Source organism: Streptomyces hebeiensis (assembly GCF_052983195.1).
Genome location: NZ_CM129812.1, coordinates 3,601,308 through 3,625,440, shown reverse-complemented (window position 1 = coordinate 3,625,440; position 24,133 = coordinate 3,601,308). Strand labels below are relative to the sequence as shown.

General features: G+C 70.7%; 23 protein-coding genes. 18 read left to right on the top strand and 5 right to left on the bottom strand.

Going from position 1 to position 24,133, the window contains the following annotated elements; genetic code table 11:
• The first annotated feature begins 163 nt into the window (after positions 1-163).
• From dnaK to ACU6P3_RS15805, 4 genes are all read left to right on the top strand, one after another.
• A complete protein-coding gene (gene dnaK, locus ACU6P3_RS15820) occupies positions 164-2,026 on the top strand; it encodes a molecular chaperone DnaK (RefSeq protein ID WP_352087426.1) in 1,863 nt (620 codons plus the stop codon).
• The gene (grpE, locus tag ACU6P3_RS15815; protein WP_447197669.1) at positions 2,023-2,685 is read left to right on the top strand and encodes a nucleotide exchange factor GrpE; all 663 of its coding nucleotides are present in this window, start codon (positions 2,023-2,025) and stop codon (positions 2,683-2,685) included. The genes dnaK and grpE overlap by 4 nt, the downstream gene beginning before the upstream one ends.
• A 78-nt stretch (positions 2,686-2,763) precedes the next feature.
• On the top strand, positions 2,764-3,942 hold the full coding sequence (gene dnaJ / locus ACU6P3_RS15810) for a molecular chaperone DnaJ (protein ID WP_447197668.1): 1,179 nt from the start codon (positions 2,764-2,766) through the stop codon (positions 3,940-3,942).
• A gap of 4 nt (positions 3,943-3,946) precedes the next feature.
• Positions 3,947-4,423, top strand: coding sequence for a heat shock protein transcriptional repressor HspR (locus ACU6P3_RS15805; protein ID WP_447197667.1), 477 nt, complete (start codon positions 3,947-3,949; stop codon positions 4,421-4,423).
• A gap of 262 nt (positions 4,424-4,685) precedes the next feature.
• On the opposite strand, the gene ACU6P3_RS15800 is transcribed toward ACU6P3_RS15805, so the two are convergent.
• Positions 4,686-5,696, bottom strand: coding sequence for a helix-turn-helix transcriptional regulator (locus ACU6P3_RS15800; RefSeq protein WP_447197666.1), 1,011 nt, complete (start codon positions 5,694-5,696; stop codon positions 4,686-4,688).
• A 102-nt stretch (positions 5,697-5,798) separates the two neighbouring features.
• Between ACU6P3_RS15800 and ACU6P3_RS15795 the strand changes: the two genes are divergently transcribed.
• Both ACU6P3_RS15795 and ACU6P3_RS15790 read left to right on the top strand, forming a co-directional pair.
• Positions 5,799-6,080, top strand: a complete 282-nt coding sequence (locus ACU6P3_RS15795) for a 5'-nucleotidase (protein WP_344269778.1) — start codon at positions 5,799-5,801, stop codon at positions 6,078-6,080.
• Positions 6,077-6,397: a Rieske (2Fe-2S) protein gene (locus tag ACU6P3_RS15790; protein WP_030751410.1), complete on the top strand. Its 321-nt coding sequence runs from the start codon at positions 6,077-6,079 to the stop codon at positions 6,395-6,397. The genes ACU6P3_RS15795 and ACU6P3_RS15790 overlap by 4 nt, the downstream gene beginning before the upstream one ends.
• A gap of 102 nt (positions 6,398-6,499) precedes the next feature.
• On the opposite strand, the gene ACU6P3_RS15785 is transcribed toward ACU6P3_RS15790, so the two are convergent.
• Positions 6,500-7,003, bottom strand: coding sequence for a pyridoxamine 5'-phosphate oxidase family protein (locus ACU6P3_RS15785; RefSeq protein WP_447197665.1), 504 nt, complete (start codon positions 7,001-7,003; stop codon positions 6,500-6,502).
• Between the two features lie 222 nt (positions 7,004-7,225).
• Between ACU6P3_RS15785 and clpB the strand changes: the two genes are divergently transcribed.
• Entirely contained in the window at positions 7,226-9,880 is a 2,655-nt protein-coding gene (gene clpB, locus ACU6P3_RS15780; protein ID WP_447197664.1) for an ATP-dependent chaperone ClpB, read from the top strand.
• A 153-nt stretch (positions 9,881-10,033) separates the two neighbouring features.
• Positions 10,034-10,570: a type III secretion system chaperone family protein gene (locus ACU6P3_RS15775; RefSeq protein ID WP_030751403.1), complete on the top strand. Its 537-nt coding sequence runs from the start codon at positions 10,034-10,036 to the stop codon at positions 10,568-10,570.
• Between the two features lie 91 nt (positions 10,571-10,661).
• On the opposite strand, the gene ACU6P3_RS15770 is transcribed toward ACU6P3_RS15775, so the two are convergent.
• A complete protein-coding gene (locus tag ACU6P3_RS15770) occupies positions 10,662-10,871 on the bottom strand; it encodes a DUF397 domain-containing protein (RefSeq protein WP_447197663.1) in 210 nt (69 codons plus the stop codon).
• Entirely contained in the window at positions 10,868-11,707 is an 840-nt protein-coding gene (locus ACU6P3_RS15765) for a helix-turn-helix domain-containing protein (protein WP_447197662.1), read from the bottom strand. Before ACU6P3_RS15765 ends, ACU6P3_RS15770 begins: the two co-directional genes overlap by 4 nt.
• Positions 11,708-11,930: 223 nt before the next feature.
• On the opposite strand from ACU6P3_RS15765, the gene ACU6P3_RS15760 reads away from it, so the two are divergent.
• Positions 11,931-13,052 (top strand): helix-turn-helix domain-containing protein, encoded by a 1,122-nt coding sequence (locus ACU6P3_RS15760; protein ID WP_447197661.1) that lies wholly within the window; start codon positions 11,931-11,933, stop codon positions 13,050-13,052.
• A 413-nt stretch (positions 13,053-13,465) separates the two neighbouring features.
• Complete coding sequence (locus ACU6P3_RS15755; protein ID WP_447197660.1) at positions 13,466-13,876, top strand: hypothetical protein; 411 nt, start codon at positions 13,466-13,468, stop codon at positions 13,874-13,876.
• A 197-nt stretch (positions 13,877-14,073) separates the two neighbouring features.
• Here ACU6P3_RS15755 and ACU6P3_RS15750 read toward each other — a convergent pair whose 3' ends face one another.
• Complete coding sequence (locus tag ACU6P3_RS15750) at positions 14,074-15,360, bottom strand: pyridoxal phosphate-dependent aminotransferase (protein ID WP_447197659.1); 1,287 nt, start codon at positions 15,358-15,360, stop codon at positions 14,074-14,076.
• A 192-nt stretch (positions 15,361-15,552) separates the two neighbouring features.
• Here ACU6P3_RS15750 and ACU6P3_RS15745 point away from each other — a divergent pair, with 192 nt between their 5' ends.
• The 8 genes from ACU6P3_RS15745 to ACU6P3_RS15710 all read left to right on the top strand — a co-directional run bounded on the left by ACU6P3_RS15745 (position 15,553) and on the right by ACU6P3_RS15710 (position 24,091).
• On the top strand, positions 15,553-15,915 hold the full coding sequence (locus ACU6P3_RS15745; protein WP_447197658.1) for a hypothetical protein: 363 nt from the start codon (positions 15,553-15,555) through the stop codon (positions 15,913-15,915).
• Between the two features lie 408 nt (positions 15,916-16,323).
• Positions 16,324-16,842, top strand: a complete 519-nt coding sequence (locus tag ACU6P3_RS15740) for a DUF2617 family protein (RefSeq protein ID WP_344269806.1) — start codon at positions 16,324-16,326, stop codon at positions 16,840-16,842.
• Between the two features lie 86 nt (positions 16,843-16,928).
• Positions 16,929-18,632: a polyamine aminopropyltransferase gene (locus tag ACU6P3_RS15735; RefSeq protein ID WP_447197657.1), complete on the top strand. Its 1,704-nt coding sequence runs from the start codon at positions 16,929-16,931 to the stop codon at positions 18,630-18,632.
• A 204-nt stretch (positions 18,633-18,836) separates the two neighbouring features.
• A complete protein-coding gene (locus ACU6P3_RS15730; protein ID WP_447197903.1) occupies positions 18,837-19,712 on the top strand; it encodes an SRPBCC family protein in 876 nt (291 codons plus the stop codon).
• 9 nt (positions 19,713-19,721) lie between these two features.
• A complete protein-coding gene (locus ACU6P3_RS15725) occupies positions 19,722-20,516 on the top strand; it encodes an aldose epimerase family protein (RefSeq protein ID WP_447197656.1) in 795 nt (264 codons plus the stop codon).
• A 49-nt stretch (positions 20,517-20,565) separates the two neighbouring features.
• The gene (gene pyrE / locus ACU6P3_RS15720) at positions 20,566-21,105 is read left to right on the top strand and encodes an orotate phosphoribosyltransferase (RefSeq protein ID WP_030751371.1); all 540 of its coding nucleotides are present in this window, start codon (positions 20,566-20,568) and stop codon (positions 21,103-21,105) included.
• A gap of 261 nt (positions 21,106-21,366) precedes the next feature.
• On the top strand, positions 21,367-22,398 hold the full coding sequence (fbaA, locus tag ACU6P3_RS15715) for a class II fructose-bisphosphate aldolase (protein WP_447197655.1): 1,032 nt from the start codon (positions 21,367-21,369) through the stop codon (positions 22,396-22,398).
• Between the two features lie 205 nt (positions 22,399-22,603).
• Positions 22,604-24,091, top strand: a complete 1,488-nt coding sequence (locus tag ACU6P3_RS15710) for an MFS transporter (protein ID WP_447197654.1) — start codon at positions 22,604-22,606, stop codon at positions 24,089-24,091.
• Positions 24,092-24,133: the final 42 nt, after the last annotated feature.

Genomic DNA, 24,133 nt, shown 5'->3' with positions numbered 1-24,133 from the left:
CCGTCGTGCTCCCGTCGTGCGTTCCGTCGTGCTCCCGTCCATCATGCGCCCGGCGCGCTTATGCGCACTTTAATTGAGTCTGATCGACTCAGGTCCTTTGACTCCGGCTGCCCCGTCATGCATCCTTGAGCCTGTTCCACTCAAGTCAGCTGGAGGAATCGAAATGGCACGTGCGGTCGGCATCGACCTGGGCACGACTAACTCCGTCGTCAGCGTTCTCGAAGGCGGCGAGCCCACCGTCATCACCAACGCAGAGGGCGCCAGGACCACGCCGTCCGTCGTCGCCTTCGCCAAGAACGGCGAGGTGCTCGTCGGCGAGGTCGCGAAGCGCCAGGCGGTCACCAACGTCGACAGGACCATCCGGTCGGTCAAGCGCCACATGGGCACCGACTGGAAGATCAACCTGGACGGCAAGGACTTCAACCCGCAGCAGATCTCGGCCTTCGTGCTGCAGAAGCTGAAGCGGGACGCCGAGTCGTACCTGGGCGAGAAGGTCACCGACGCGGTGATCACCGTCCCCGCGTACTTCAACGACTCGGAGCGCCAGGCCACCAAGGAGGCCGGCGAGATCGCGGGCCTGAACGTGCTGCGCATCGTCAACGAGCCGACGGCCGCCGCGCTGGCCTACGGGCTCGACAAGGACGACCAGACGATCCTGGTCTTCGACCTCGGTGGCGGTACGTTCGACGTCTCGCTGCTGGAGATCGGCGACGGTGTCGTCGAGGTGAAGGCCACCAACGGTGACAACCACCTCGGTGGTGACGACTGGGACCAGCGCCTGGTCGACCACCTGGTGAAGCAGTTCGCCAACGGCAACGGCGTGGACCTGTCCAAGGACAAGATGGCGCTCCAGCGGCTGCGGGAGGCGTCCGAGAAGGCGAAGATCGAGCTCTCGTCCTCCTCGGAGACGACGATCAACCTGCCGTACATCACGGCGTCCGCCGAGGGCCCGCTGCACCTGGACGAGAAGATCACCCGCTCGCAGTTCCAGCAGCTGACCGCGGACCTGCTGGACCGCTGCAAGACGCCGTTCCACAACGTCATCAAGGACGCCGGCATCCAGCTGTCCGAGATCGACCACGTGGTGCTCGTCGGCGGCTCGACCCGTATGCCCGCCGTCGCGGAGCTCGTCAAGGAGCTGACCGGCGGCCGCGAGGCCAACAAGGGCGTCAACCCGGACGAGGTCGTCGCCATCGGCGCCGCGCTCCAGGCCGGTGTCCTCAAGGGTGAGGTCAAGGACGTCCTGCTCCTCGACGTGACCCCGCTGTCCCTCGGTATCGAGACCAAGGGCGGCATCATGACCAAGCTGATCGAGCGCAACACGACGATCCCGACGAAGCGTTCGGAGATCTTCACGACGGCCGAGGACAACCAGCCGTCGGTGCAGATCCAGGTCTACCAGGGCGAGCGCGAGATCGCCGCGTACAACAAGAAGCTCGGGATGTTCGAGCTGACCGGTCTGCCGCCGGCCCCGCGCGGGGTGCCGCAGATCGAGGTCTCCTTCGACATCGACGCCAACGGCATCATGCACGTGACCGCGAAGGACCTCGGCACGGGCAAGGAACAGAAGATGACCGTCACCGGCGGCTCCTCGCTGCCGAAGGACGAGGTCCAGCGGATGCGCGAAGAGGCCGAGAAGTACGCGGACGAGGACCACAAGCGCCGCGAGGCCGCCGAGACGCGCAACCAGGCCGAACAGCTCGTCTACCAGACGGAGAAGTTCCTCAAGGACAACGAGGACAAGGTCCCGGGTGACGTCAAGACCGAGGTCGAGACCGCCGTCGGCGAGCTGAAGGAGAAGCTCAAGGGCGAGGACACGGCCGAGATCAAGACCGCCACGGAGAAGGTCGCGGCCGTCTCGCAGAAGCTCGGGCAGGCCATGTACGCCGACGCCCAGGCCGCGGGCGCGGCCGGTGGCGCCGAGGGCGCGGCTCCCGGTGCCGGCGCCGGTGCCAAGGCCGACGACGACGTCGTCGACGCCGAGATCGTCGACGACGAGAAGCCGAAGAAGGACGGTGCCGCGTGAGCGAGGAGACCCCGGGCTTCGAGGAGAAGCCCGACGTCCCCTCCGGCGCCACCCCCGATGACGCCGCACAGGGCGCCGACGGGCCGGACTCCGCGAAGGAGCCGGGCCCGTCGGCCCCGGCCGGGGACGTTCAGGACGTGGCCCTGACAGCGCAGCTGGACCAGGTCCGTACGGCGCTCAACGAGCGCACGGCAGACCTCCAGCGGCTGCAGGCCGAGTACCAGAACTACCGCCGCAGGGTGGAGCGGGACCGGGCCGCGGTCAAGGAGATGGCGGTCGCGAACCTGCTGACCGAGCTGCTGCCGGTGCTCGACGACATCGGCCGGGCCCGGGACCACGAGGAACTGGTGGGCGGCTTCAAGTCCGTCGCCGAGTCCCTGGAGGCGGTCACGGCCAAGCTGGGGCTCCAGCAGTTCGGTTCGGAGGGCGAGCCCTTCGACCCGACGGTGCACGAGGCGCTGATGCACTCGTACGCGCCGGACGTCACGGAGACGACGTGCGTCGCGATCCTCCAGCCCGGGTATCGGTTCGGCGAGCGGACGATCAGGCCCGCACGCGTCGCGGTGGCCGAGCCCCAGCCTGGGGCGCAGCCGAAGGGCGCGGACGAGCAGGACGGGTCCGCCAAGGACAAGGAGAGCGGTGGCCCGGAAGAGGGCTGACGCGTCGGCACGCGGGTGCGGGCGCGGTTGTGGACGCGGTGACGGTGGTGTCGCGGGCGGAGAGGAGGGACGTCGGGAATGAGCACCAAGGACTTCGTGGAGAAGGACTACTACAAGGTTCTCGGCGTCCCCAAGGACGCCACCGAGGCCGAGATCAAGAAGGCGTACCGCAAGCTCGCCCGGGAGTTCCACCCGGACGCCAACAAGGGTGACGCCAGGGCCGAGGAGCGCTTCAAGGAGGTCTCCGAGGCCAATGACATCCTCGGCGACCCGAAGCGCCGCAAGGAGTACGACGAGGCGCGCGCGCTCTTCGGCAACGGCGGATTCCGGCCGGGGCCGGGCGCGGGCGGCGGCTCGTTCAACTTCGACCTGGGCGACCTCTTCGGCGGCGGTCAGGGCGGTACGGGTCCGGGCGCCGGCGGCTTCGGCGGTGGGCTCGGGGACGTGTTCGGCGGCCTGTTCAACCGGGGTGGCACGGGGACCCGCACCCAGCCGCGCCGGGGGCAGGACATCGAGTCCGAGGTGACGCTCAGCTTCACCGAGGCGGTCGACGGGGCCACGGTCCCGCTGCGGATGTCCAGCCAGTCGCCCTGCAAGGCGTGTTCGGGCACGGGCGACAAGAACGGCACCCCGCGGGTCTGCCCGACCTGTGTGGGTACCGGCCAGGTCTCGCGCGGCACGGGCGGCGGCTTCTCGCTGACCGACCCGTGCGTGGACTGCAAGGGCCGCGGGCTGATCGCCCAGGACCCGTGCGAGGTCTGCAAGGGCAGCGGACGGGCGAAGTCGTCGCGGACGATGCAGGTCCGGATCCCGGCGGGCGTCAGCGACGGCCAGCGGATCCGGCTGCGCGGCAAGGGGGCGCCCGGCGAGCGCGGCGGTCCGGCCGGCGACCTGTACGTGGTCGTGCACGTCGACTCCCACCCGGTGTTCGGCCGCAAGGGCGACAACCTGACGGTCACCGTGCCGGTCACCTTCACGGAGGCCGCGCTCGGGGCCGAGGTGAAGGTGCCGACGCTGGGCGGACCGCCGGTCACCCTGAAGCTCCCCGCGGGCACCCCCAACGGCCGTACGATGCGGGCCCGGGGGAAGGGTGCCGCCCGCAAGGACGGATCCCGCGGCGACCTCCTGGTCACCGTCGAGGTCGTCGTCCCCACGAACCTCGGCGCGCAGGCACGCGACGCGCTGGAGGCATACCGGAAGGCGACCGCGGACGAGAACCCGCGGGCGGAGCTGTTCCAGGCCGCGAAGGGAGCATGACGCGATGGACAGGGACGGGCGTCGTCGGCAGTCCGCATCGTTCGACAGGTCGTACCAGCTGACCGAGGAGACGCCGGTGTACGTCATCTCGGTGGCGGCGCAGCTCTCCGGGCTGCATCCGCAGACGCTCCGGCAGTACGACCGCCTGGGGCTGGTCTCCCCGGACCGTACGGCGGGCCGGGGGCGCCGCTACTCGGCCCGTGACATCGAGCTGCTCCGGCAGGTGCAGCAGCTGTCGCAGGACGAGGGCATCAACCTGGCCGGCATCAAGCGGATCATCGAGCTGGAGAACCAGGTCGCCGCGCTCCAGGCCCGGGTCGCCGAGCTGTCGTCCGCGGTGGACGGCGCGGCGGCGGCGATGCGCCAGCGCGAGGCGCAGGTGCACGCCTCGTACCGGCGGGACCTGGTCCCGTACCAGGACGTGCAGCAGGCGAGCGCGCTGGTGGTCTGGCGGCCGAAGCCGAAGCGGCCGACGGACTGAGCCGAGGCCCCCGGGCCGTACGTGCGCGTGCCCAGGAGCGCGTGGCGGGGCAGCGCGGGTCCTTTTGCGTCGAGACGCGCGTACAGAGGCACACAGACGCGGCACAGACGCGCGTACAGAGGCACACAGACGCGGTAGAGACGCGGCACAGACGCGCAGACGCCCGGACGGGCCCCCGTCCGGGCGTTTCGCGTGCCGCGGGCGTTCGGGCCGGGCGTGGGCCGCCGTGCTCGTCGGTGGCCGGTCATGGACGGCGACCGGCTCAGCGGTCGTCGTCCAGGATGCCCGAGTGCGCGATGAGGTAGCCGAGTTGGGCGCGGCTGCCGCTGCCGAGGGCGGTGGCGAGCTTCGCGATGTGCGCGCGACAGGTCCGTACGTTCATGCCCAGGCGGCGGGCGATGGCCTCGTCCACGAACCCCTCGATCAGGAGTTTGGCGATGGAGCGCTGGACGCCCGTGATGCCGAAGGGGGTGGGCTCGTACGGGATTTCCTCGTTCAGGGGGGTGGCATGACGCCACAGGTGCTCGAAGACCTGGGCCAGGTAGTCGACGAGGCCCGGGTGCCGCAGCTCCAGGGCGACCTGCCGGTCGGAGCGGGCCGGGATGTACGCGACCGAGCGGTCGAAGATGATCAGCCGCTCGATGAGTTCTTCCAGCGTCCGGATCTCGACCTTGCTCTCGGCCAGCCGTTCCGCGTAGGCGAGTGTGCCCTGGCTGTGCCGGACGGTGTGCTGGTACAGCGTCCGGATGCTGACGCCCCGGTCCACCACTGACTGGCCCCGTTCGAGGGCCCTGGCGAGCACGTGCGCGCTGCGGCCGCCGCCCGGCTGGACGGTGAGCACCTCCGTACGGCATTCGGCGGTGGACAGGTCGAGCGCCGCGTTGATTCTGCTGTCGCCTTCCAGGACCGTGATGGCGTGGGTGGTCGGTGGGTCCTGGGCGCTGATGGTCATGAACGGCTCAAAAGTGTCCGTCAGCTTCACCGCGAAGTGCCGGCGTTCCTGGATCTCGCGCTCGACGGGGTGAAGACGCTGTGCGAGTGCGGCGGACGGTGGAACCGGCCGGAGCCAGTCGGGGTCATCAGGGTCGGGATGGAGGAGTGGGAATTCCATGAGGCAGGGGGCCGCCGCGGCCTCCCCCCGGGCGATGCGTCCGGACCTCAGCGCTTTGGCGTAAATGTGCTTGCCGTCCTCGCACAGATCAGTGACGACATGGGGATGTGTCTGATTTGTGTCTTTTGATGTCAAAGCTCCACCCCCCAGGGTCCTGAACATGCAGGAACATGATGCCTCGTCCTGGTGGTGTTGACGTGTCCGGGTGAGACATCGTCTAGGTGGCGGGGGAGAGGAATCCATCAAGTGAGGACGAAGCCGACTATGTACAAGAGAATGCTTCGCGCGGTGGTCGCCACCGCTTTCTCTGCGGCTCTGGCCTACGGCGCGCTGACCGTTGGCGGTGACATCGGCTGGCACGCCGAGCCAACAGGACCTGTCGCGCAGGGTGTCGAGTCGGGTGGTGACATCGGCTGGAACGTCGAGGCCGGGGCGGTCTCCGCCGCGGACGCGACGAACGGCGGCGACATTGGCTGGATCGTCTCCCCCAGGAGCGCGCCGGGGGACATCGGCTGGAACACCACGCCGGCCGACTCGGGCGCATGACCGTGCCGCCGGACGACCGGGTCTTCCGTCGCGAGATGGCGACGGCCTACCGATCCGGGTGGCATTTCATCGACTTGGTCACGGCCATTCCTCACCGTGGCGATTCGTTGATGGTCACCCTGCTCGGAGAACCGATCGTCGTCGTACGCGAAGAGGACGAGGACGTCCGCGCCTACCGCTGCCTCCGGAAGCCGCGGGGAGCACCGCGGCCGGTCCGGTGCGCGATCCGATACGGAATGATCTTCGTTAACCTCGACCAGCGGGACCACCAGCTGGTCGGACCGAGAACCACCATCGCCACCCCCCGCAGCGCCTGAGCGATTCCCCCGTCGTTGTAAATCGCTCCGGCGCTTCCCCCACACAGCGGCGCCATCGTGGACCTGAAACACGATGGCGCCGCTGTGCTGTCCGGGTGCGGGTCAGCTGTTTCCCTCCGCCGTCGCCTTCCGCGCCCAGCCGCGCCCCATCGCCCGGTCCAGGGTGATCTCGATGACGACCCGGTTCGGGTTCACCCGGGGAGGGTGGCCGTAGCGCTCCTCGTAGCGGCGTTCCGCGTCCGCCACCGCCTCCGGCTCCCGGCGGATCATGGCGCGGCCCTCCAGCGTCGCCCAGCGGGCCCGGTCGACCTGGCAGACCGCGACCCGCGCGCCGTTCGGTCCGGCGGCCAGGACGTGGGCGACCTTCCGGCTGTTCCCGTCGGAGATGACGCGCGCGAGCCCCGCCTCCGGGTCGTACGTCACGCCCACCGGAACCACGTGCGGAGTGCCGTCCGCGCGCACGGTGGTGAGGGTGCACAGATGGTGCTCGCGCCAGAACGCGAGAAAATCGGGGCTGGGATTACGTACGTCATGGTGCGCGGGAGTGCGCGCCGGTGCGGGTGCGGGTGCGGGTGCGGTTTCGGGCGTGGGCGTGGGCGCAGGCATGCGTCGAAGCGTAGGACGTTCGGACCTTCGGGCGTTCGGGGCCTTCGGGCATGGATTCGACCGTACGGGGGCAGTTTCGGTGTTGAGTGGAATAGACTCAACTTTACGTATGTTGCAGGAGTCAAAGAGCCGGGAGTCGGACACGGGGCCCGGGCCCCGCGCGCGGCAGGTGCGGGGCGCGGGCGGGCCGCATACGTGAGGACGCCAGGAGGAGAGAGCGCAGTGGACGCCGAGCTGACCAACAAGAGCCGGGACGCGATCAACGCGGCCACCAACCGGGCCGTGGCGGCCGGGCACCCCGACCTGACCCCCGCGCACCTGCTGCTCGCGCTGCTGTCGGGCCAGGACAACGAGAACGTGACGGACCTGCTGGCCGCCGTGGAGGCGGACCAGGTGGCGGTCCGCTCGGGCGCCGAGCGGCTGCTGGGCGCCCTGCCCAGCGTGGCCGGGTCCACCGTCGCGCCCCCGCAGGCCAACCGCGACCTGCTCGCCGTCATCGCGGACGCCTCACAGCGGGCGAAGGACCTCGGGGACGACTACGTCTCCACCGAGCACCTGCTGATCGGCGTCGCGGCCAAGGGCGGGCCGGCCGGGGACGTGCTGGCCGGGCAGGGGGCGGACGCCAAGAGCCTGCTGGCCGCGTTCGAGAAGGCGCGCGGCGGGCGCCGGGTGACCACCCCCGACCCGGAGGGACAGTACAAGGCCCTGGAGAAGTTCGGCACCGACTTCACGGCCGCCGCCCGCGAGGGCCGGCTCGACCCGGTCATCGGCCGGGACCAGGAGATCCGCCGCGTGGTGCAGGTGCTCTCGCGCCGTACGAAGAACAACCCCGTGCTGATCGGTGAGCCGGGCGTCGGCAAGACCGCCGTCGTCGAGGGACTCGCGCAGCGCATCGTCAAGGGCGACGTGCCGGAGTCGCTCAAGAACAAGCGGCTGGTGGCGCTGGACCTCGGCGCGATGGTGGCCGGCGCGAAGTACCGGGGCGAGTTCGAGGAGCGCCTGAAGACCGTCCTCTCCGAGATCAAGGAGAGCGACGGCCAGATCATCACGTTCATCGACGAGCTGCACACCGTCGTCGGCGCGGGCGCGGGCGGCGACTCGGCCATGGACGCGGGCAACATGCTCAAGCCGATGCTGGCGCGCGGCGAGCTGCGCATGGTCGGCGCGACGACGCTGGACGAGTACCGCGAGCGGATCGAGAAGGACGCCGCCCTGGAGCGGCGCTTCCAGCAGGTGCTGGTCGCCGAGCCGACCGTCGAGGACACGATCGCGATCCTGCGCGGGCTCAAGGGCCGCTACGAGGCCCACCACAAGGTGCAGATCGCGGACGCGGCCCTGGTCGCCGCCGCCACGCTCTCGGACCGCTACATCACCTCGCGCTTCCTCCCCGACAAGGCGATCGACCTCGTGGACGAGGCCGCCTCCCGGCTCCGGATGGAGATCGACTCCTCGCCGCTGGAGATCGACGAGCTCCAGCGCTCCGTGGACCGGCTCCGCATGGAGGAGCTGGCCCTGCGCAACGAGTCCGACGCGGCCTCCAAGGAGCGCCTGGAGAAGCTGCGCCGCGACCTCGCGGACCGCGAGGAGGAACTGCGCGGCCTGACCGCGCGCTGGGAGAAGGAGAAGCAGGGCCTCAACCGCGTCGGTGAGCTCAAGGAACGCCTGGACGACCTGCGCGGCCAGGCGGAGCGGGCACAGCGCGACGGCGACTTCGACACCGCCTCCAAGCTGCTGTACGGGGAGATCCCCGGCCTGGAGCGGGAGCTGGAGGAGGCCGCGGCGGCCGAGGAGGAGGCCGCCAAGGACACGATGGTCAAGGAGGAGGTCGGCCCCGACGACATCGCGGACGTGGTCGGCTCCTGGACCGGCATCCCGGCCGGCCGGCTGCTGGAGGGCGAGACGCAGAAGCTGCTGCGCATGGAGCAGGAGCTGGCCAAGCGGCTGATCGGCCAGACCGAGGCGGTACGGGCCGTCTCCGACGCCGTACGGCGCACCCGCGCGGGCATCGCCGACCCCGACCGGCCCACCGGCTCCTTCCTCTTCCTCGGCCCGACCGGCGTCGGCAAGACGGAGCTGGCCAAGGCGCTCGCGGACTTCCTCTTCGACGACGAGCGGGCCATGGTCCGCATCGACATGAGCGAGTACGGCGAGAAGCACTCGGTGGCCCGGCTCGTGGGCGCCCCGCCCGGCTACGTCGGCTACGAGGAGGGCGGCCAGCTCACGGAGGCCGTGCGCCGCCGCCCGTACAGCGTGGTGCTGCTGGACGAGGTGGAGAAGGCCCACCCCGAGGTCTTCGACGTCCTGCTCCAGGTCCTGGACGACGGCCGGCTCACGGACGGCCAGGGCCGGACGGTGGACTTCCGCAACACCATCCTGGTGCTGACGTCCAACCTGGGCAGCCAGTACCTGGCCGAGCCGACGACGACCGACGAGCAGAAGAAGCAGCAGGTGCTGGAGGTGGTCCGGGCCTCCTTCAAGCCGGAGTTCCTGAACCGCCTGGACGACATGGTCGTCTTCACGGCCCTGTCGCGTGACGAGCTGGCCCGCATCGCCCGCCTCCAGATCGACCGCCTCGCCCGCCGCCTGGCGGAGCGCCGCCTGACGCTGGAGGTGACCCCGGCGGCCCTGGACTGGCTGGCCGACGAGGGCAACGACCCGGCCTACGGAGCCCGCCCGCTGCGTCGCCTGGTGCAGACGGCGATCGGCGACCGGCTGGCGAAGGAGATCCTCTCGGGTGAGGTCAGGGACGGCGACACGGTCCGGGTGGACCGCTTCGAGGACGGTCTGATCGTGGGCGCGGCGACGCCGGAGCCGGAGCCGGAGTCCGCGGGAGCGGCGCCCACGGGGACCGGGCCGTCGTTCGACAAGAAGCCCTGAGGACCGCGTCGGCCGGGACCGCCTTCTGCCCCGCCCCGTCCGCTCGCCCCTGTCCGCTCCTGGCGGATCGGGGCGGATCCGGGCGGGGCGGGCTTGCCATGGGGCGGGAGCGATGGGAGAGGATGGCAGGAACCGTACGAAGGGAAGAACACGGTGAGCATCGACCCGTCCTCGATTCCGAATTTCGGGGGCCAGCCCCGGCAGCAGGGCGCAGGAGCGGAAGGACCGGCGGGCCCCGTCGTCCCCGACCAGGACCTGGTCAAGCAGCTGCTCGACCAGATGGAGCTGAAGTACGTCGTCGACGACGAGGGCGACCTCGCGGCGCCGTGGGAGGACTTCCGCACGTACTTCATGTTCCGTGGCGAAGGGGACCAGCAGGTCTTCTCCGTGCGGACGTTCTACGACCGGCCGCACCCCGTCGAGGACAAGTCCAAGATCCTCGACGCGATCGACGACTGGAACCGTCGCACGCTCTGGCCCAAGGTCTACAGCCACATCCACGAGGAGGGCGACGGCCCGCCCACCGTCCGGATCATCGGTGAGGCCCAGATGCTGATCGGCACGGGCGTCAGCCTGGAGCACTTCGTGGCGTCCACGGTCAGCTGGGTGCGGGCGTCCATCGAGTTCGACAAGTGGCTCGTGGAGCAGCTCGGCCTGGAGCCGGGCGACGAGAAGCCCGAGGACATCTGAGCCGGGCCCTCCCCCGAGGCGTCCCCGCAGGCCCCTGCCGCCGCCCTCGCCACCGTTGCGTACGGAGGCGGGGGCGGTGGTGTGCTGAGGGTCAGCTTTCGACGGCGTACGTGACGAAGCCCGCCCAGGCGCTCGGGGTGAGCGCGAGCCGGGGGCCTTCGATGTTCTTGGAGTCGCGGACGTGCACGGTGCCGGGGGTGGTGGCGACCTCGACGCAGGACTCGCCGTTGGTGCCGCCGCTGTAGCTGCTCTTGAACCACGCCAGCCAGGAGGCGTCCCCGGAAGTGGTTGTGCGCATCATGTCTCTCCCAGCAGTTGCTCGATGAAGCCCAGCGACTCCCCTGGCGAGAGCGCCTGAGCCCGGATGGTGCCATACCGCAGCTCAAGGATGCGCAGGTGCCTGGGTTCGGAGGTCGGCCGACCGCTGAACGCACCATCGGAGCGACCCACGGCCGTACCGTCCGCGAACTTCAGCATCTCGATCCTGCCGTCCATGCCGGAGTGGGTGTTGCAGTTCGTCGGCATCACCTGAAGCACGACGTTGTGCAACCGCCCTGCCTCCAACAGACGTTCGAGCTGCTGTCGCCACACCATTGTGCCTCCGATGGTGCGTCGCAGGACCCCCTCTTCCAGGACGAAGCTGAGCGCGGGTGCGGGTGAACGCTCGAAGATCGACTGCCGGGCCAGACGAGCCGCCACCATGCGCGCCACGTCGTCCGGCGAGTACGGCGGCTGCGCTGCTCCGATCACGGCCCGCGCGTGATCAGGCGTCTGCAACAACCCAGCGATGATGTTGCACTCGTACAGGCCGATCTCGACCGCCTTGGCCTCCAGCCACCCCAGCTCCCGAACCTTCTTCGGGTACCGGACCTTCTTCACGTCCTCCCACGTCGCCGAGATGAGCCCACCGGCCCGCAACACCTCGTCGGCCCTGTCCAGGTACTCCTGCCGGGGAATCCGCTTGCCACCCTCGATCTTGAACACCATGTCCTCGCCGTAGCCGACGGCCTTGCCGAAATCCGAGGCCCGCATCCCCGTCGCCTCGCGCCGTAGCTTCAACTGCCGTCCCACCGTGGTGAGAACGGCCACGCCCCACCCGTTCCCTCGGGCTCCGGTGCCGCCGGCGCTCTTACCCAAAGGACGTGAGGAGAAAAAACCTGACCAAGTCCCACCCCACCCGCCCGGCGTCACGCTCACGGGCACACTCACTCGGGCGGGTGAACTACCCCGGTTGGGCTGGATTTCGTATCCCCCGACTGCCTTGCGCTCAGCGCGACACCACCGCAGACATACGTCGGCCCCCGGCCGGGACTAGCACTCCCGATCGAGGGCCTGACCACGAGGAAGCAGAACCTTCCCAATGGATACCCGAAACACTAGCGTGCCCCCGCATGCCTCGTCAGCCGTTGCCGACGGCCCGCGTCACCCCCGGGCGAACCGGCGGCCCCGTGTTCGCCCGCCGGCGGCCGGTCCCGCCGGCGTCGTGCACGACAACGTCCGCCACACCACCCGTTTCACGGTGATCGGCAACCACCTCGCCCAGCACGACGCGCTGTCACTGCTCGCCATCGGGCTCGGCGTGCACATCCAGTCGCTGCCCCCGGGCGCCCGCGTCGACATCAAGACACTCGCCCACCGTTTCCCCGAGGGGGCGAGTCGTATCGCCGCCGCCTTACGGGAACTCGAGGCGTACGGCTACCTGCGCCGCGTCCGCGAACGCACCCCCGCCGGCCGCATCGTCACCCGTACGATCTCCTGCAACCAGCCGGCGGCGACCCGGCATCACACCTCAGCCCTCCCCGATTTTTTGCGTCCACCGGTGCGTTCGGCGCGCACCGTGGACGCGACAGATCCGGACGCGAGCCACGCGACCTCCGACACGCACCCCGAGCCCGCGTCGCCCACGCGGCCCACGCACCCCATGCGGCCCACGCACCCCACGCCGCCCGCTCGCCCCGCGCCCCGCGAGAAGCGCCCCCTGCCCGCCGTACCCCAGCCCGGTTACCCCGCCCCGGACCTCCTCCAGACGGCCACGGACCTGCTCACCGACCTGCGCGTCCACGACCCACGCCTTCTCCTCTCCGCCTGCGACACCGCCCACCTGGCCCCCGGCGTCGCCGCCTGGCTGGAGCGCGACGTACCGCCCGCCGCCGTAACGCACGCCCTGATCAGCGATCTGCCGCCGGAGGGCCCGCGCCGCCCGGCCGCCCTGCTGGCCCACCGCCTGACCGCGAAGCTGCCGCCCCCGCCCCCGTTCCGCGCCCCCGCCGCCCCGCCGCCCGTCGTGCACCCCCTCCAGACCTGCGACGGCTGCGACCGTGCCTTCCGCTCCCCGGAACCCGGCAGCCACTGCGCCGACTGCCGAAGTCCCGCCCCGGCCGACGGCCGTTCCCCGTCGGAGGAGATCACTGCCCCGGGCCGTATCACCGAGTTGAGCGAGAGGGGATGGGGCAGCGACTCGCCCGACCGGCGCCGGGTCTGACTGCCCAACTGCCGCCCCGCTCGACCGAACCAGGCCATCGCCGCGCGCTGCGGCCTCACCGACCTCGCGTACTTCAGACGCCTGTTCCGGGCCACCTCCGGAGTACCACCACGTGACTGCGGAAGCCTGCCACCCGAGGCGTGCGCAAATCGTCAACAACCCTACGGGGACTGACAAGGCTGGATGCCTTCACGCCCGGCATCCTGGGTGCCGAGATCCGGATCCGGACGGGCGCTCCGGCCGCCCGGACCCATCAGCGATTTATTCACGGACGGCTGTGTCAGTCGTGCCGCATCACTCGACAAGGCGCCCCTGAGGAAACCACTCCGTCCACAACACCCGAGGAGATCCTGTCCGTGAACGCAAAGCGTGTACTTCTGGCCGCGACGATGGCGTGTATGACATCGCTCGCCGTGACCACTTCCGCCCAGGCCGTCACGTGGGAGGCAGACTTCGGCAAACTGACCGCGCGTGAAGGATGTGCTGGTTACGGCATCATGGGCAACAACCAGCTGAACAGCGGAATGGGATGTTTCGAGCAGTACGGCGACGTCATCCGAGTCTGGTCCCGCAACTACACGGACGGCAGTCCCCGGGCCTACTGGGCGAATGAGCTCAAGGACAGCAACGGAGTCTGGAAGCTGTACCGCGAGGGCGTCTGCTACGGCGATTACGCCAGAAACTCGTGGGTGTCCTGCAACAAGGACTTCTACGAGAACACGACCTCGCCCAACGCACTGGGCGGAAAGGGCAGCCGTATCAAGCTCACCTTCTCCGACGCGGCAGGTGAGACGCGCACCGCCACGATCCTCAACGACATGTAGACCGGTAAGGAAAGTTCCACAGCGGCTTCACTGCGACTGTTCGCCGTATTTGGCGGATGTTCGCCATAGCCGGCGGGGCGGAACCCGGCGCTTGCAGGTCTCTTGCGTCCACAGGCGCGTTCGGCGCACCCGTGGACGCGACAGAGCCCCGGGCTCGCTGTACCGCCCCGGTCACGGGGGCGTTCGCCGGCCTCGTCTCAGGCCGCCAGGCGTCGCAGCCGGTCGGCCGCCTCGTGGAGGACGTCGTCCTTCTTGCAGAAGGCGAAGCGTACGAAGGGGGCGCCCTGGTCGCGGTGGTCGTAGAAGACCGCGTTCGGTACGGCCACCACGCCGCATCGCTCGGGCAGCGCACGGCAGAACGCGAAGCCGTCGCTCTCCCCGAGCGGGCGGATGTCGGTGGTGACGAAGTACGTGCCGGCCGGCCGGTAGACCTCGAAGCCGGCCGCCGTCAGGCCCGCCGACAGCAGGTCGCGCTTGCGGCGCAGGTCGGCGCGGAGGCCGTCGAAATACGTGTCCGGCAGGCGCAGCGCCTCCGCGACCGCGTACTGGAACGGCCCGGCCGACACGTAGGTGAGGAACTGCTTGGCCGAGCGCACCGCCGTCACCAGTTCCGGAGTCGCCGTCACCCAGCCGACCTTCCAGCCGGTGAACGAGAACGTCTTGCCCGCGCTGCTGATCGTCACCGTCCGCTCCCGCATCCCGGGGAACGACGCGAGTGGCGTGTGCTCGCCGTCGTAGACCAGGTGTTCGTACACCTCGTCGGTGACCACCAGCAGATCGCGTTCCACCGCGAGCTCCGCCACGGCGGCCAGCTCCGCGCGGGTCAGGACCGTGCCCGTGGGGTTGTGCGGGGTGTTGAGCAGGATCAGCCGTGTGCGGTCGGTGACGGCGTCGCGCAGTTCGTCCAGGTCCAGGTGGTAGGCGCCGTCGCGGGGGCGCAGGGTGACGGGCACGCGGGTGCCGCCCGCCATGGCGACGCAGGCGGCGTAGGAGTCGTAGTACGGCTCCAGCGCGATCACCTCGTCGCCCGGCTCGACCAGCGCCAGCAGCGCGGCGGCGATGGCTTCGGTGGCGCCGGCGGTGACCAGGACCTCGGTGTCCGGGTCGTACGTGAGCGCGTAGCGCGCGAGCTGGTGCTCGGCGACGGCGGTGCGCAGTTCGGGGATGCCGGGGCCGGGCGGGTACTGGTTGCCGCGCCCGTCGCGCAGCGCCCGTACGGCGGCCTCCCGGACCTCCTCGGGGCCGTCGGTGTCGGGGAAGCCCTGGCCGAGGTTGATCGCCCCCGTCCGTACGGCCAGTGCGGACATCTCCGCGAAGATCGTCGTGCCGAACTCCGCCAGGCGGCGGTTGAGCGGCGGGCGCGGACCCGGGCCGGGGCTCGGGCGTGGACCGGTTCCGTCCGCTTCTGTTCCCCGTGCGGCGGTCCTGTGGGCGCCGGCCCCGGGGGCGGCTGTTTCGCGTGCGGCTGTTTCGCGTGCGCTCATGGCGGACATCCTGGGCCGAACCTCTGGAGTTGCTCAAGTCGGCTTTGGCGCCGTGGCGGCACGGGGACAAGGTAGTCACTCAGGAAGCCGGGTGAGTGCGGGGGCCGGCGCGGAGAGCCGCGAGAGCCCGGCACCAGGTCCGGCACGGGGCCCCGGACGGGGCCGGTACGGGGGACGAAGGACGGTGGGGGTATGGCAGAGGTCGTAGTGGTCGCTCTGGTGGCGGTTGCCGTCGTCGGGCTGGTCGCGAGCCGGAGGAGTCAGCAGCAGCGGAGCAAGAAGCGCCTGGGGACGGCCAAGGGCCGGAGCGCTTCCAAGGTGTCCATGCGCAAGAGCGCGAAGCGCCGTTCCTCCGAGGAGAGTTGGTGGGCCGGCGGCGGGAGCGGTGGCTCCTCCTCGTGCGGCGGCTTCTCCTCGTGTGGTGGCAGCAGCAGTGGCGGCAGCTCGTCGTGCGGTGGTGGCAGCAGCAGTAGCGGTGGCTCGTCGTGCGGTGGTGGCAGCAGTAGCGGTAGCTCGTCGTGCGGTGGTGGCGGGGGGTGCGGCGGAGGCAGCTGACACGGGGTGGCTGATCCGCGGCCAATGGTGCCCGGCGGGAGAGTGATTCCCGCCGGGCACAGTCATGTTGATCGTTTGTTGGTCTACTTCGACAGGTTTTGCTGAACAGTTGAACTGTGCGGCCCCCTAGGGGATGTAAACCCCGTCAACTTGGGTAAAAGCGCTGTGAGCGTCGCGTAGTTCATGATTCCCTCCCTGTTGAGAGCTTCCAGCCCTCGGGCCTCGTACGGAACCGAGCAGGCGGTCTCCCCCACAAGTTCTCCCCAGCCGATTTCCCTCGTCGCCTTCGTTCCCCTCTTTCCCCTCATTCCCTCGCTTCTGTCGTTGCCTTTCGCTTCTTCCGTTTTCCCAGCTCATCGTCCGGGACGTCCCCGGTCCACCCGTCAAGCGTGTCTGCGGAGCCGACCCATGCTCACCACTCTCCACACCCCCTATATCGACTCCCGTGCCGCCGACCTGGCCTGGGCGTTGGGCAGGGAGCCGCTTCCCGCCCTGGCCGTCCTCGATCTCGACCTCGCCGGCGCCGAGTTACAGCTGAGACTGCTCGGCGCCTCCCACCAGGTACTTCTCCAAGAGGAGCGGGGCGTCTGCTCCGAGACCGTCGCCTGCATGCCGGGGAGCAGCACGCCGCTGCCGCTGGGGGTGTCCAAGCGGCTCGGGGAGTGGGAGTACGAGTTCGCGGCGCGGGTCGAGACACTCTCGCGAGGATCGTTCGCCGGGCGGGCGCAGGAGCTGCTCGCGCTGGTCGCGGACCATCCGAACGGACTGGCCGGGACCTTCCCCGGTGCGCCCAACGCGTTCACGGCGATGCTCGCCCAGCGCGACGAGGGGCAGGTGCGGTGGCGCACGTGGCACGCGTATCCGCAGGAGAACAAGCTCGTCGTCACGCGGACGCGCGTGGGCGCGCGGATGCCCGCGATGCTGTAGGCGTCGCGGTGTGTCGTGGCTTTATGGGGAAGTTACACCCGTGTGGGTGACAAACCGCGAGGAAGTCGTGACGTAGCGTTACCAACATGATCGAGCAACAGTCCGTGCCGCCGCCCTGCCGAGGCCTCCGCGGGTCCCGGGGCGCCCGGTTCCGAGCGGGCCGCACCCGGTCCCGCGGGGGCCGGGGTGAGGGGCGGCCGCCTCTGCGCGCGGACGCCGGCCGCTTCCTGATCCTCGCGGTTGTGTTCATCTGCGCCGCGTGCGGGCTGGTGTACGAGCTGGAGCTGGTGGCTCTCGCCTCGTACCTGCTGGGCGACTCCGTCACCCAGGCGTCCGTCGTCCTCTCCGTGATGGTCTTCGCGATGGGCGTGGGCTCGCTGCTCGCCAAGAGGCTGCGCTGCCGGGCGGCGGTCGGGTTCGGGCTGCTGGAGGCGTCGCTGGCGCTGCTGGGCGGCTGCTCGGCCCTCGTGCTGTACGCGGCCTACGCCTGGCTGGGCGAGACGCGGTACGCGCTGGTGGGGTTCTCACTGGGCGTCGGCATCCTCATCGGCGCGGAGATCCCGCTGCTGATGACGCTGATCCAGCGGGTCTCCCGGCAGGACGCGGAGGGGACGGTCGCGGACCTGTTCGCGGCGGACTACGTGGGGGCGCTCGTCGGGGGGCTGGCCTTCCCGTTCCTGCTGCTGCCCTGGCTCGGGCAGCTCACGAGCGCGCTGTTGACGGGCGCGGTCAACGCGGTGGCGGGCGGCGCGCTGGTCCTGTGGCTCTTCGGCCGCGACCTGACGCGGCGGTCGCGCCGGCTCCTGATCGTCGTCAACGCCGTCGTCCTGGCGCTGCTGGCCACCGCGACGGTCCTGGTCGGGGACTTCGAGCGGGCGGCGCGGCGCGCGGTGTACGGGGAGGGGGTGCGGGTCGCGGTCCGCACGGATGTGCAGGAGATCGTCCTCGCCGGTGGCCGGGGCGGGCCGTTCGACCTCTATCTGGACGGGCGGCTGCGAGTGAGCGGGCGCGACGAGTTCCGGTACCACGAGGCGCTCGTGCACCCCGCCATGCGCGGACCGCACGCCCGGGTGCTGATCCTGGGCGGTGGCGACGGGCTGGCCGCGCGCGAGGTCCTGCGGTACGGGGACGTGCGGGAGGTCACGGTCGTCGAACTGGACGCCGAGCTCATACGGCTGGCCCGTACGGACCCGGCGCTGTCCGCCCTGAACGGGCACGCGTACGGCGATCCGCGGGTACGGGCGGTGTCGGCGGACGCTTTCACCTGGCTGCGGGGCGGGCGGGGCCGGGTTTCCGGGCCGAGCGGAGCGGGCGGTGCGGGCGATGCGCGGGCCGGGCCTGGTGCCGGTGGCGGTCCTGGCGGCCGGGGCGGATTCGATGTGGTGATCTCCGATCTGCCGAACCCGGAGATCACGGACAGCACGAAGCTGTATTCGGAAGAGTTCTACGGCCTGGCCACCCGCGTGCTCGCCCCCGGCGGTCGGCTGGCGGTGCACGCGGGCTCGCCCTCGGCGAAGCCGCGCACGTACTGGACGGTGGACACGACGCTGCGGGCGGCGGGTTTCCGCACGAGCCCGTACCGCGCGGTGGGCGGCCCTGCCACCGCGCGCGACTGGGGCTTCGACCTGGCGCGTCTCGGCCCCCGCCCGCCGCCCCTGGCCCTGCCCGCCGATGTCCCGCGGCTGCGCTCGCTGGGCCCGTCGTCGCTGGCGGCGGGGGCCCGGGAAATGGAGCGGAGGCGACTGGCCGGGCTGACGGCCTCGACGCTGGTGCGTCCGAGGTACGGGTAGACGCGGGGGCGGCAGATGACACGGAGCGCGACCGGAAAGGAAAGGAAGGGCCCGGGCCTGGAGCCGGATCGGAAGGGAGGGGCCCGAAGGGCCGGGGCCGGAGGGGAAGGAGCCCGGAGCGGGAGCGGAGGAGGCCAGGGGCTGGGAGAGAAACCTGTGGCAGGACCAGGGCCCCGAGGAGTGGGAATGAGTAGGCTCGAAGCCATGGAGCATGAGGTGTTCGTTCCGGTGGTGGCAGAGGCTCTCCGGCGGGCGCTGCGGGATCCCTCCCGAGTCGCTCGTTGCGTGCCGGGGATCCAGCAGGACGCGGAGGGAGGGGCGGGGCCCCTTGTGGGGCGGCTCAGGTTCCGGGTCGGGGGGCACACGATCACCTATCGCGGGGCGCTGACGCTCGTGGAGCGGGACGGCGTGTTCACCGTCGAGGGAGAGGGCGCGGAGGTTCGGGGCAGCGGGACCGTGAAGGTCATGCTCTCGCTCCGGCTGACCGAGCGCCCGGACGGCACGGCCCTCACGTTCACGGGGAGTTCCGGCATCGAGGGCCGGCTGACGGAGTTCTCCGACGAGACGACGACCGCTGCCGCGCGACGGCTGCTGGGGCGGTTCGCCGTACGGCTGGCCGAGGAGGCCGAGCCCGAGCCCGCGACGAACCGGCCCGCCCCGCCGCCGCCCGCGGACGCCGCCGCCGACCCGTTGCCCGCCGAGCGGTCCCCCGGGGGCGAGTCCTCCAGGGAAGCGGTCGGTGACGTGAGCGACGTGGATGATGTGGACGACGCGGATGATGTGGACGACGCGGGCGATGTCGACGACGTTGACGCCCTGCTCAACTCGCGGGCCGAGGCCGACGGTGCCGAGTTCCTGGTGCCCGACACGCCTCCCGCCGAGGCCGCGCACGCCCGGCGCACCATGATCGGACGGAGCGCGGAGGAGGTCGACCACGCGCCGCCCCGTGGTCGTTACGCGCCGGTGCCCGCGCCCGACGCGGCCACCACCCGGGCCACTCTGCGCTGGGTCGCGCCCGCTGCCGCGCTGGCGCTGGCGTCCGCCGTGGTGGTCGGCCGCGCGCTGCGCCGTCGCAAGTAGTGTCGGAGTGTGAGTAGCAGCGAGAAGAGCATCCGACTCTCGGCCGGTGACGCCGAGTTGACCATCAGCCCCGACAACGGCTGCCGTATCAGCAGCTTGCGCATCGGCGGCACCGAACTGCTGCGCCAGGGCGAGCGGTACGGCTGCTTCCCGATGGTGCCGTGGTGCGGGCGGATCGAGCATGGCCGCTTCCGCAACGGCGAGGTGGTCCAGCAGATGCCCCTCAACTCCCCGCCGCACGCGATCCACGGCACCGGCCGTGACACCGCGTGGCGCACGGCCCGCGTCGGTGAGAGCGAGGCGGCGTTCACCTACGACCTGGTCGAGCCGTGGCCGTACAGCGGGCGGGTCACCCAGACGTTCCGGCTGACCGGGGACTCGCTGTCGCTGGCGCTCGGGGTGGAGACGTACGACACCTCGTTCCCGGCGCAGGCCGGCTGGCACCCCTGGTTCCTGCGCAGCCTCGACGGCAGCGACGTGGCCGTCGACTTCACCGCCGCCTGGCAGGAGGAGCGCGGTGACGACCACCTGCCCACCGGCCGCCGGATCCCGCCGTTGCCCGGCCCCTGGGACGACTGCTTCGGCATGCCCGACGGTGTGGACGTGACCCTGACCTGGCCCGGACGGCTGGAGCTCAAGGTCGCGAGCCGCGCCGAGTGGGTCGTGATCTACGACGAGCAGGACGAGGCCGTCTGTGTGGAGCCCCAGTCAGGGCCGCCGAACGGGCTCAACAGCATGCCGCACCTCGTGACGCCCGTGGATCCGCTGGAGATCACGACGGACTGGACCTGGCGACGGCTGTGAGGGACGGCTCCGCGGACCGGCCGTCGGCGGACCGCATAAGCTCGTGGCCATGAGCGACGTACGGGCCGAGCTGCTGCAGCTGATCAAGGACAAGGCCGTGGTGCACGGCAAGGTGACCCTCTCCTCGGGGATCGAGGCCGACTGGTACATCGACCTGCGCCGGATCACGCTGGACGGCCAGGCCGCTCCGCTGGTGGGGAAGGTCATGCTCGATGCGACGGCCGGTCTGGACTTCGACTGCGTGGGCGGGCTGACGCTGGGCGCCGATCCGGTGGCGACCTCGATGCTGCATGCCTCCGCCGCCCGGGGGGAGCGGCTCGACGCGTTCGTGGTGCGCAAGGCACAGAAGGCGCACGGTATGCAGCGCCGGATCGAGGGCACGGACGTCCGGGGCCGCCGCTGCCTGGTGGTCGAGGACACCTCCACCACGGGGGGCTCCCCGCTGACCGCTGTCGAGGCGGTACGGGAGGCCGGCGGCGAGGTCGTGGCGGTCGCGGTGATCGTGGAGCGCGGAGCGGCTCCGGCCATCGCCGAGGCGGGGCTTCCGTATGTCAACGTCTACGGGCTGGAAGAGCTGGGCCTGGCCTGAGCCGGGCCTGGCTTGAGCTGGGCCTGGCCTGTGTGTCGCCGGCCCGCGCGCGTGACCTCGCGTATTGGGGCCGGACGCCTGCCGTGTCCGGCCGGACCGGCCCGCACCTGCGCTTTTTGGGATCTCTTGACTGTTTCACGTGAAACGGCCAAGACTCCCGGTGGAGCCCCTCACCACGTCTGGAAAGATGGGGGCGACGATGATGTCGCCCCCAGGTCTGGGACAAGTACCTCACACCCGCACATCACAAGGAGCGGCCCGATGCCCATCGCAACCCCCGAGGTCTACGCCGAGATGCTCGACCGGGCGAAGGCAGGCAAGTTCGCCTACCCGGCCATCAATGTGACGTCGTCCCAGACCCTGCACGCTGCGCTGCGCGGCTTCGCGGAGGCCGAGAGCGACGGCATCATCCAGATGTCGACCGGTGGCGCCGAGTTCGCGGGCGGTCAGTACAACAAGGACATGGTGACCGGTGCCGTCGCCCTGGCCGAGTTCGCGCATATCGTGGCCGCGAAGTACGGCATCAATGTGGCGCTGCACACCGACCACTGTCCGAAGGACAAGCTCGACGGCTATGTCCGGCCGCTGCTCGACATCTCCGCCGAGCGTGTGAAGGCCGGCCGTAACCCGCTCTTCCAGTCGCACATGTGGGACGGCTCCGCCGAGACCCTGGCCGACAACCTCACCATCGCCGAGGAACTGCTCGCGCAGGCCGCCGCCGCCAAGATCATCCTTGAGGTCGAGATCACCCCGACCGGTGGCGAGGAGGACGGCGTCAGCCACGAGATCAACGACGAGCTGTACACCACGGTCGACGACGCGCTGCGCACCGCCGAGGCCCTGGGCCTGGGAGAGAAGGGCCGCTACCTGCTGGCCGCTTCCTTCGGCAATGTCCACGGTGTCTACAAGCCGGGCAACGTCGTGCTCCGCCCCGAGCTGCTGAAGGACCTCCAGGAGGGGATCGCCGCCAAGTACGGCAAGGCCGCGGGCAGCCAGCCGTTCGACTTCGTGTTCCACGGCGGTTCCGGCTCCACGGCCGAGGAGATCGCGACCGCGCTGGACAACGGCGTCGTGAAGATGAACCTCGACACCGACACCCAGTACGCCTTCACGCGCCCCGTCGCAGGCCACATGTTCAGCAACTACGACGGTGTGCTGAAGGTTGACGGCGAGGTCGGCAACAAGAAGACCTACGACCCGCGGACCTGGGGCAAGCTGGCCGAGGCAGGCATGGCCAAGCGCGTCACGGAGGCGTGCGCGGCGCTGCGCTCGACCGGTACGAAGCTCAAGTAGTCCCGCCGGTACGTAGTCCCGTCGGCACGTAGTCGTGCCGGCTCGCGGCTCGTAGCTCGCGGCACGTTGTTCATGGCGCGCAACTCGTTGCGCGCCACACGGGGCCCGCTTCATGCGGGCCCCGACGGCATTCCGCCTCCGCCGGGCCGTGCTCGGGACCGTCCGCCCGGTCGCCTTCCTGTCGCGGGGCGAGGATGATCCCCCTATGGACATCAGGCTGTCCTCGGCACGGGGGCGCTGGGTCATCCTGACCACGGTGCTCGGCTCCAGCATGGCGCTGCTGGACTCCACCGTCGTCAATGTCGCCCTGCCGCACATCGGGCGGGCGCTCAACGCTGATCTCGCGGCGCTCCAGTGGACCGTCAACGCCTATACGGTCACGCTGGCCGGGCTGATCCTGCTCGGTGGATCGCTGGGGGACAGGTACGGGCGGCGGAAGATCTTTGTCCTGGGGGTGGCCTGGTTCGCGCTGGGCTCGCTGGTGTGCGGCATCGCGCCGAACGCGACCGTGCTGATCGCGGCCCGGGCGTTCCAGGGCGTGGGCGGGGCGTTGCTGGTACCGGGCTCGCTCGCGATCATCCAGGCGAGCTTCCACCCCGACGACCGGGCGCGAGCGGTCGGCCTGTGGTCGGGGTTCGGCGGGGTCGGCGCGGCGGTCGGGCCGTTCCTGGGCGGCTGGCTGGTCGACGGGCCCGGCTGGCGCTGGGTGTTCCTGCTGAACGTGCCGCTGGCCGCGATCTGCGCACCCGTGGCGCTCCGGCACGTACCGGAGTCCCGGGACCCCGTGGCACGCGGCAGGTTCGATGTGCTGGGGGCGGCGCTCGGGGCGATGTCGCTGGCCCTGATCACCTACGCCCTGATCGGCAGGACGGTCTGGACCGGGATCGCCGGGGTACTGCTCGCGGTGGTCTTCGTCCAGGTCGAGCGACGGCGGTCCGATCCGATGCTGCCGCCGTCGATCTTCCGTTCCCGGCTGTTCACCGCGGTGAACCTGGTGACGCTGTGCGTGTACGCGGCGTTCGGCGGCTTCTTCTTCCTCGCCGCGCTCCAGCTCCAGGTCGTCGCGGGCTACTCGGCGCTGGGCGCGGGGGCGGCCCTGCTGCCGACGACAGTGCTGATGCTGCTGTTCTCCGCGCGGTCCGGCGCGCTGGGGGAGAGGACCGGGCCGCGCCTCCCGCTCACGGTGGGGCCGCTGCTGTGCGCGGCGGGGCTCTTGCTGATGCTGCGCGTGGGGCCGCACGCCGACTACCTCAAGGACGTACTGCCCGCGCTGGTGGTGATGGGCATGGGGATGGTCGCCCTGGTCGCGCCGCTGACGGCGACGGTCCTCGCGTCCGTGGACACCGCGCGGGCGGGCCTGGCCAGCGGCATCAACAACGCGGCGGCCCGCGCGGCCGGCCTGATCGCGGTGGCGGCGCTGCCGCTGCTGACGGGTTCGGGCCCGGAGGCGTACCGCTCGGCGGCGCAGTTCGACGACACCTTCCGCCGGGCGATGCCGATCCTGGCGGGAGTCCTGGTGGCGGGCGCGCTGCTCGCCTTCGCGACCGTACGTACCCCGAAGCCGCCGCGGGGCGCAGGCCCGGAGGCGGCACTTCACCCCGAGTGCCGGATCAGCTGCGGCCTCTCGGCCCCACCACTGGAACCGCCACGACGGACGAGGGGCGCCGGGGGCGGCGGAACAGGGCACACCTGAGACGGGTGGCCAGGGCCACCGGTGACGCGAGACGGGAGGCAC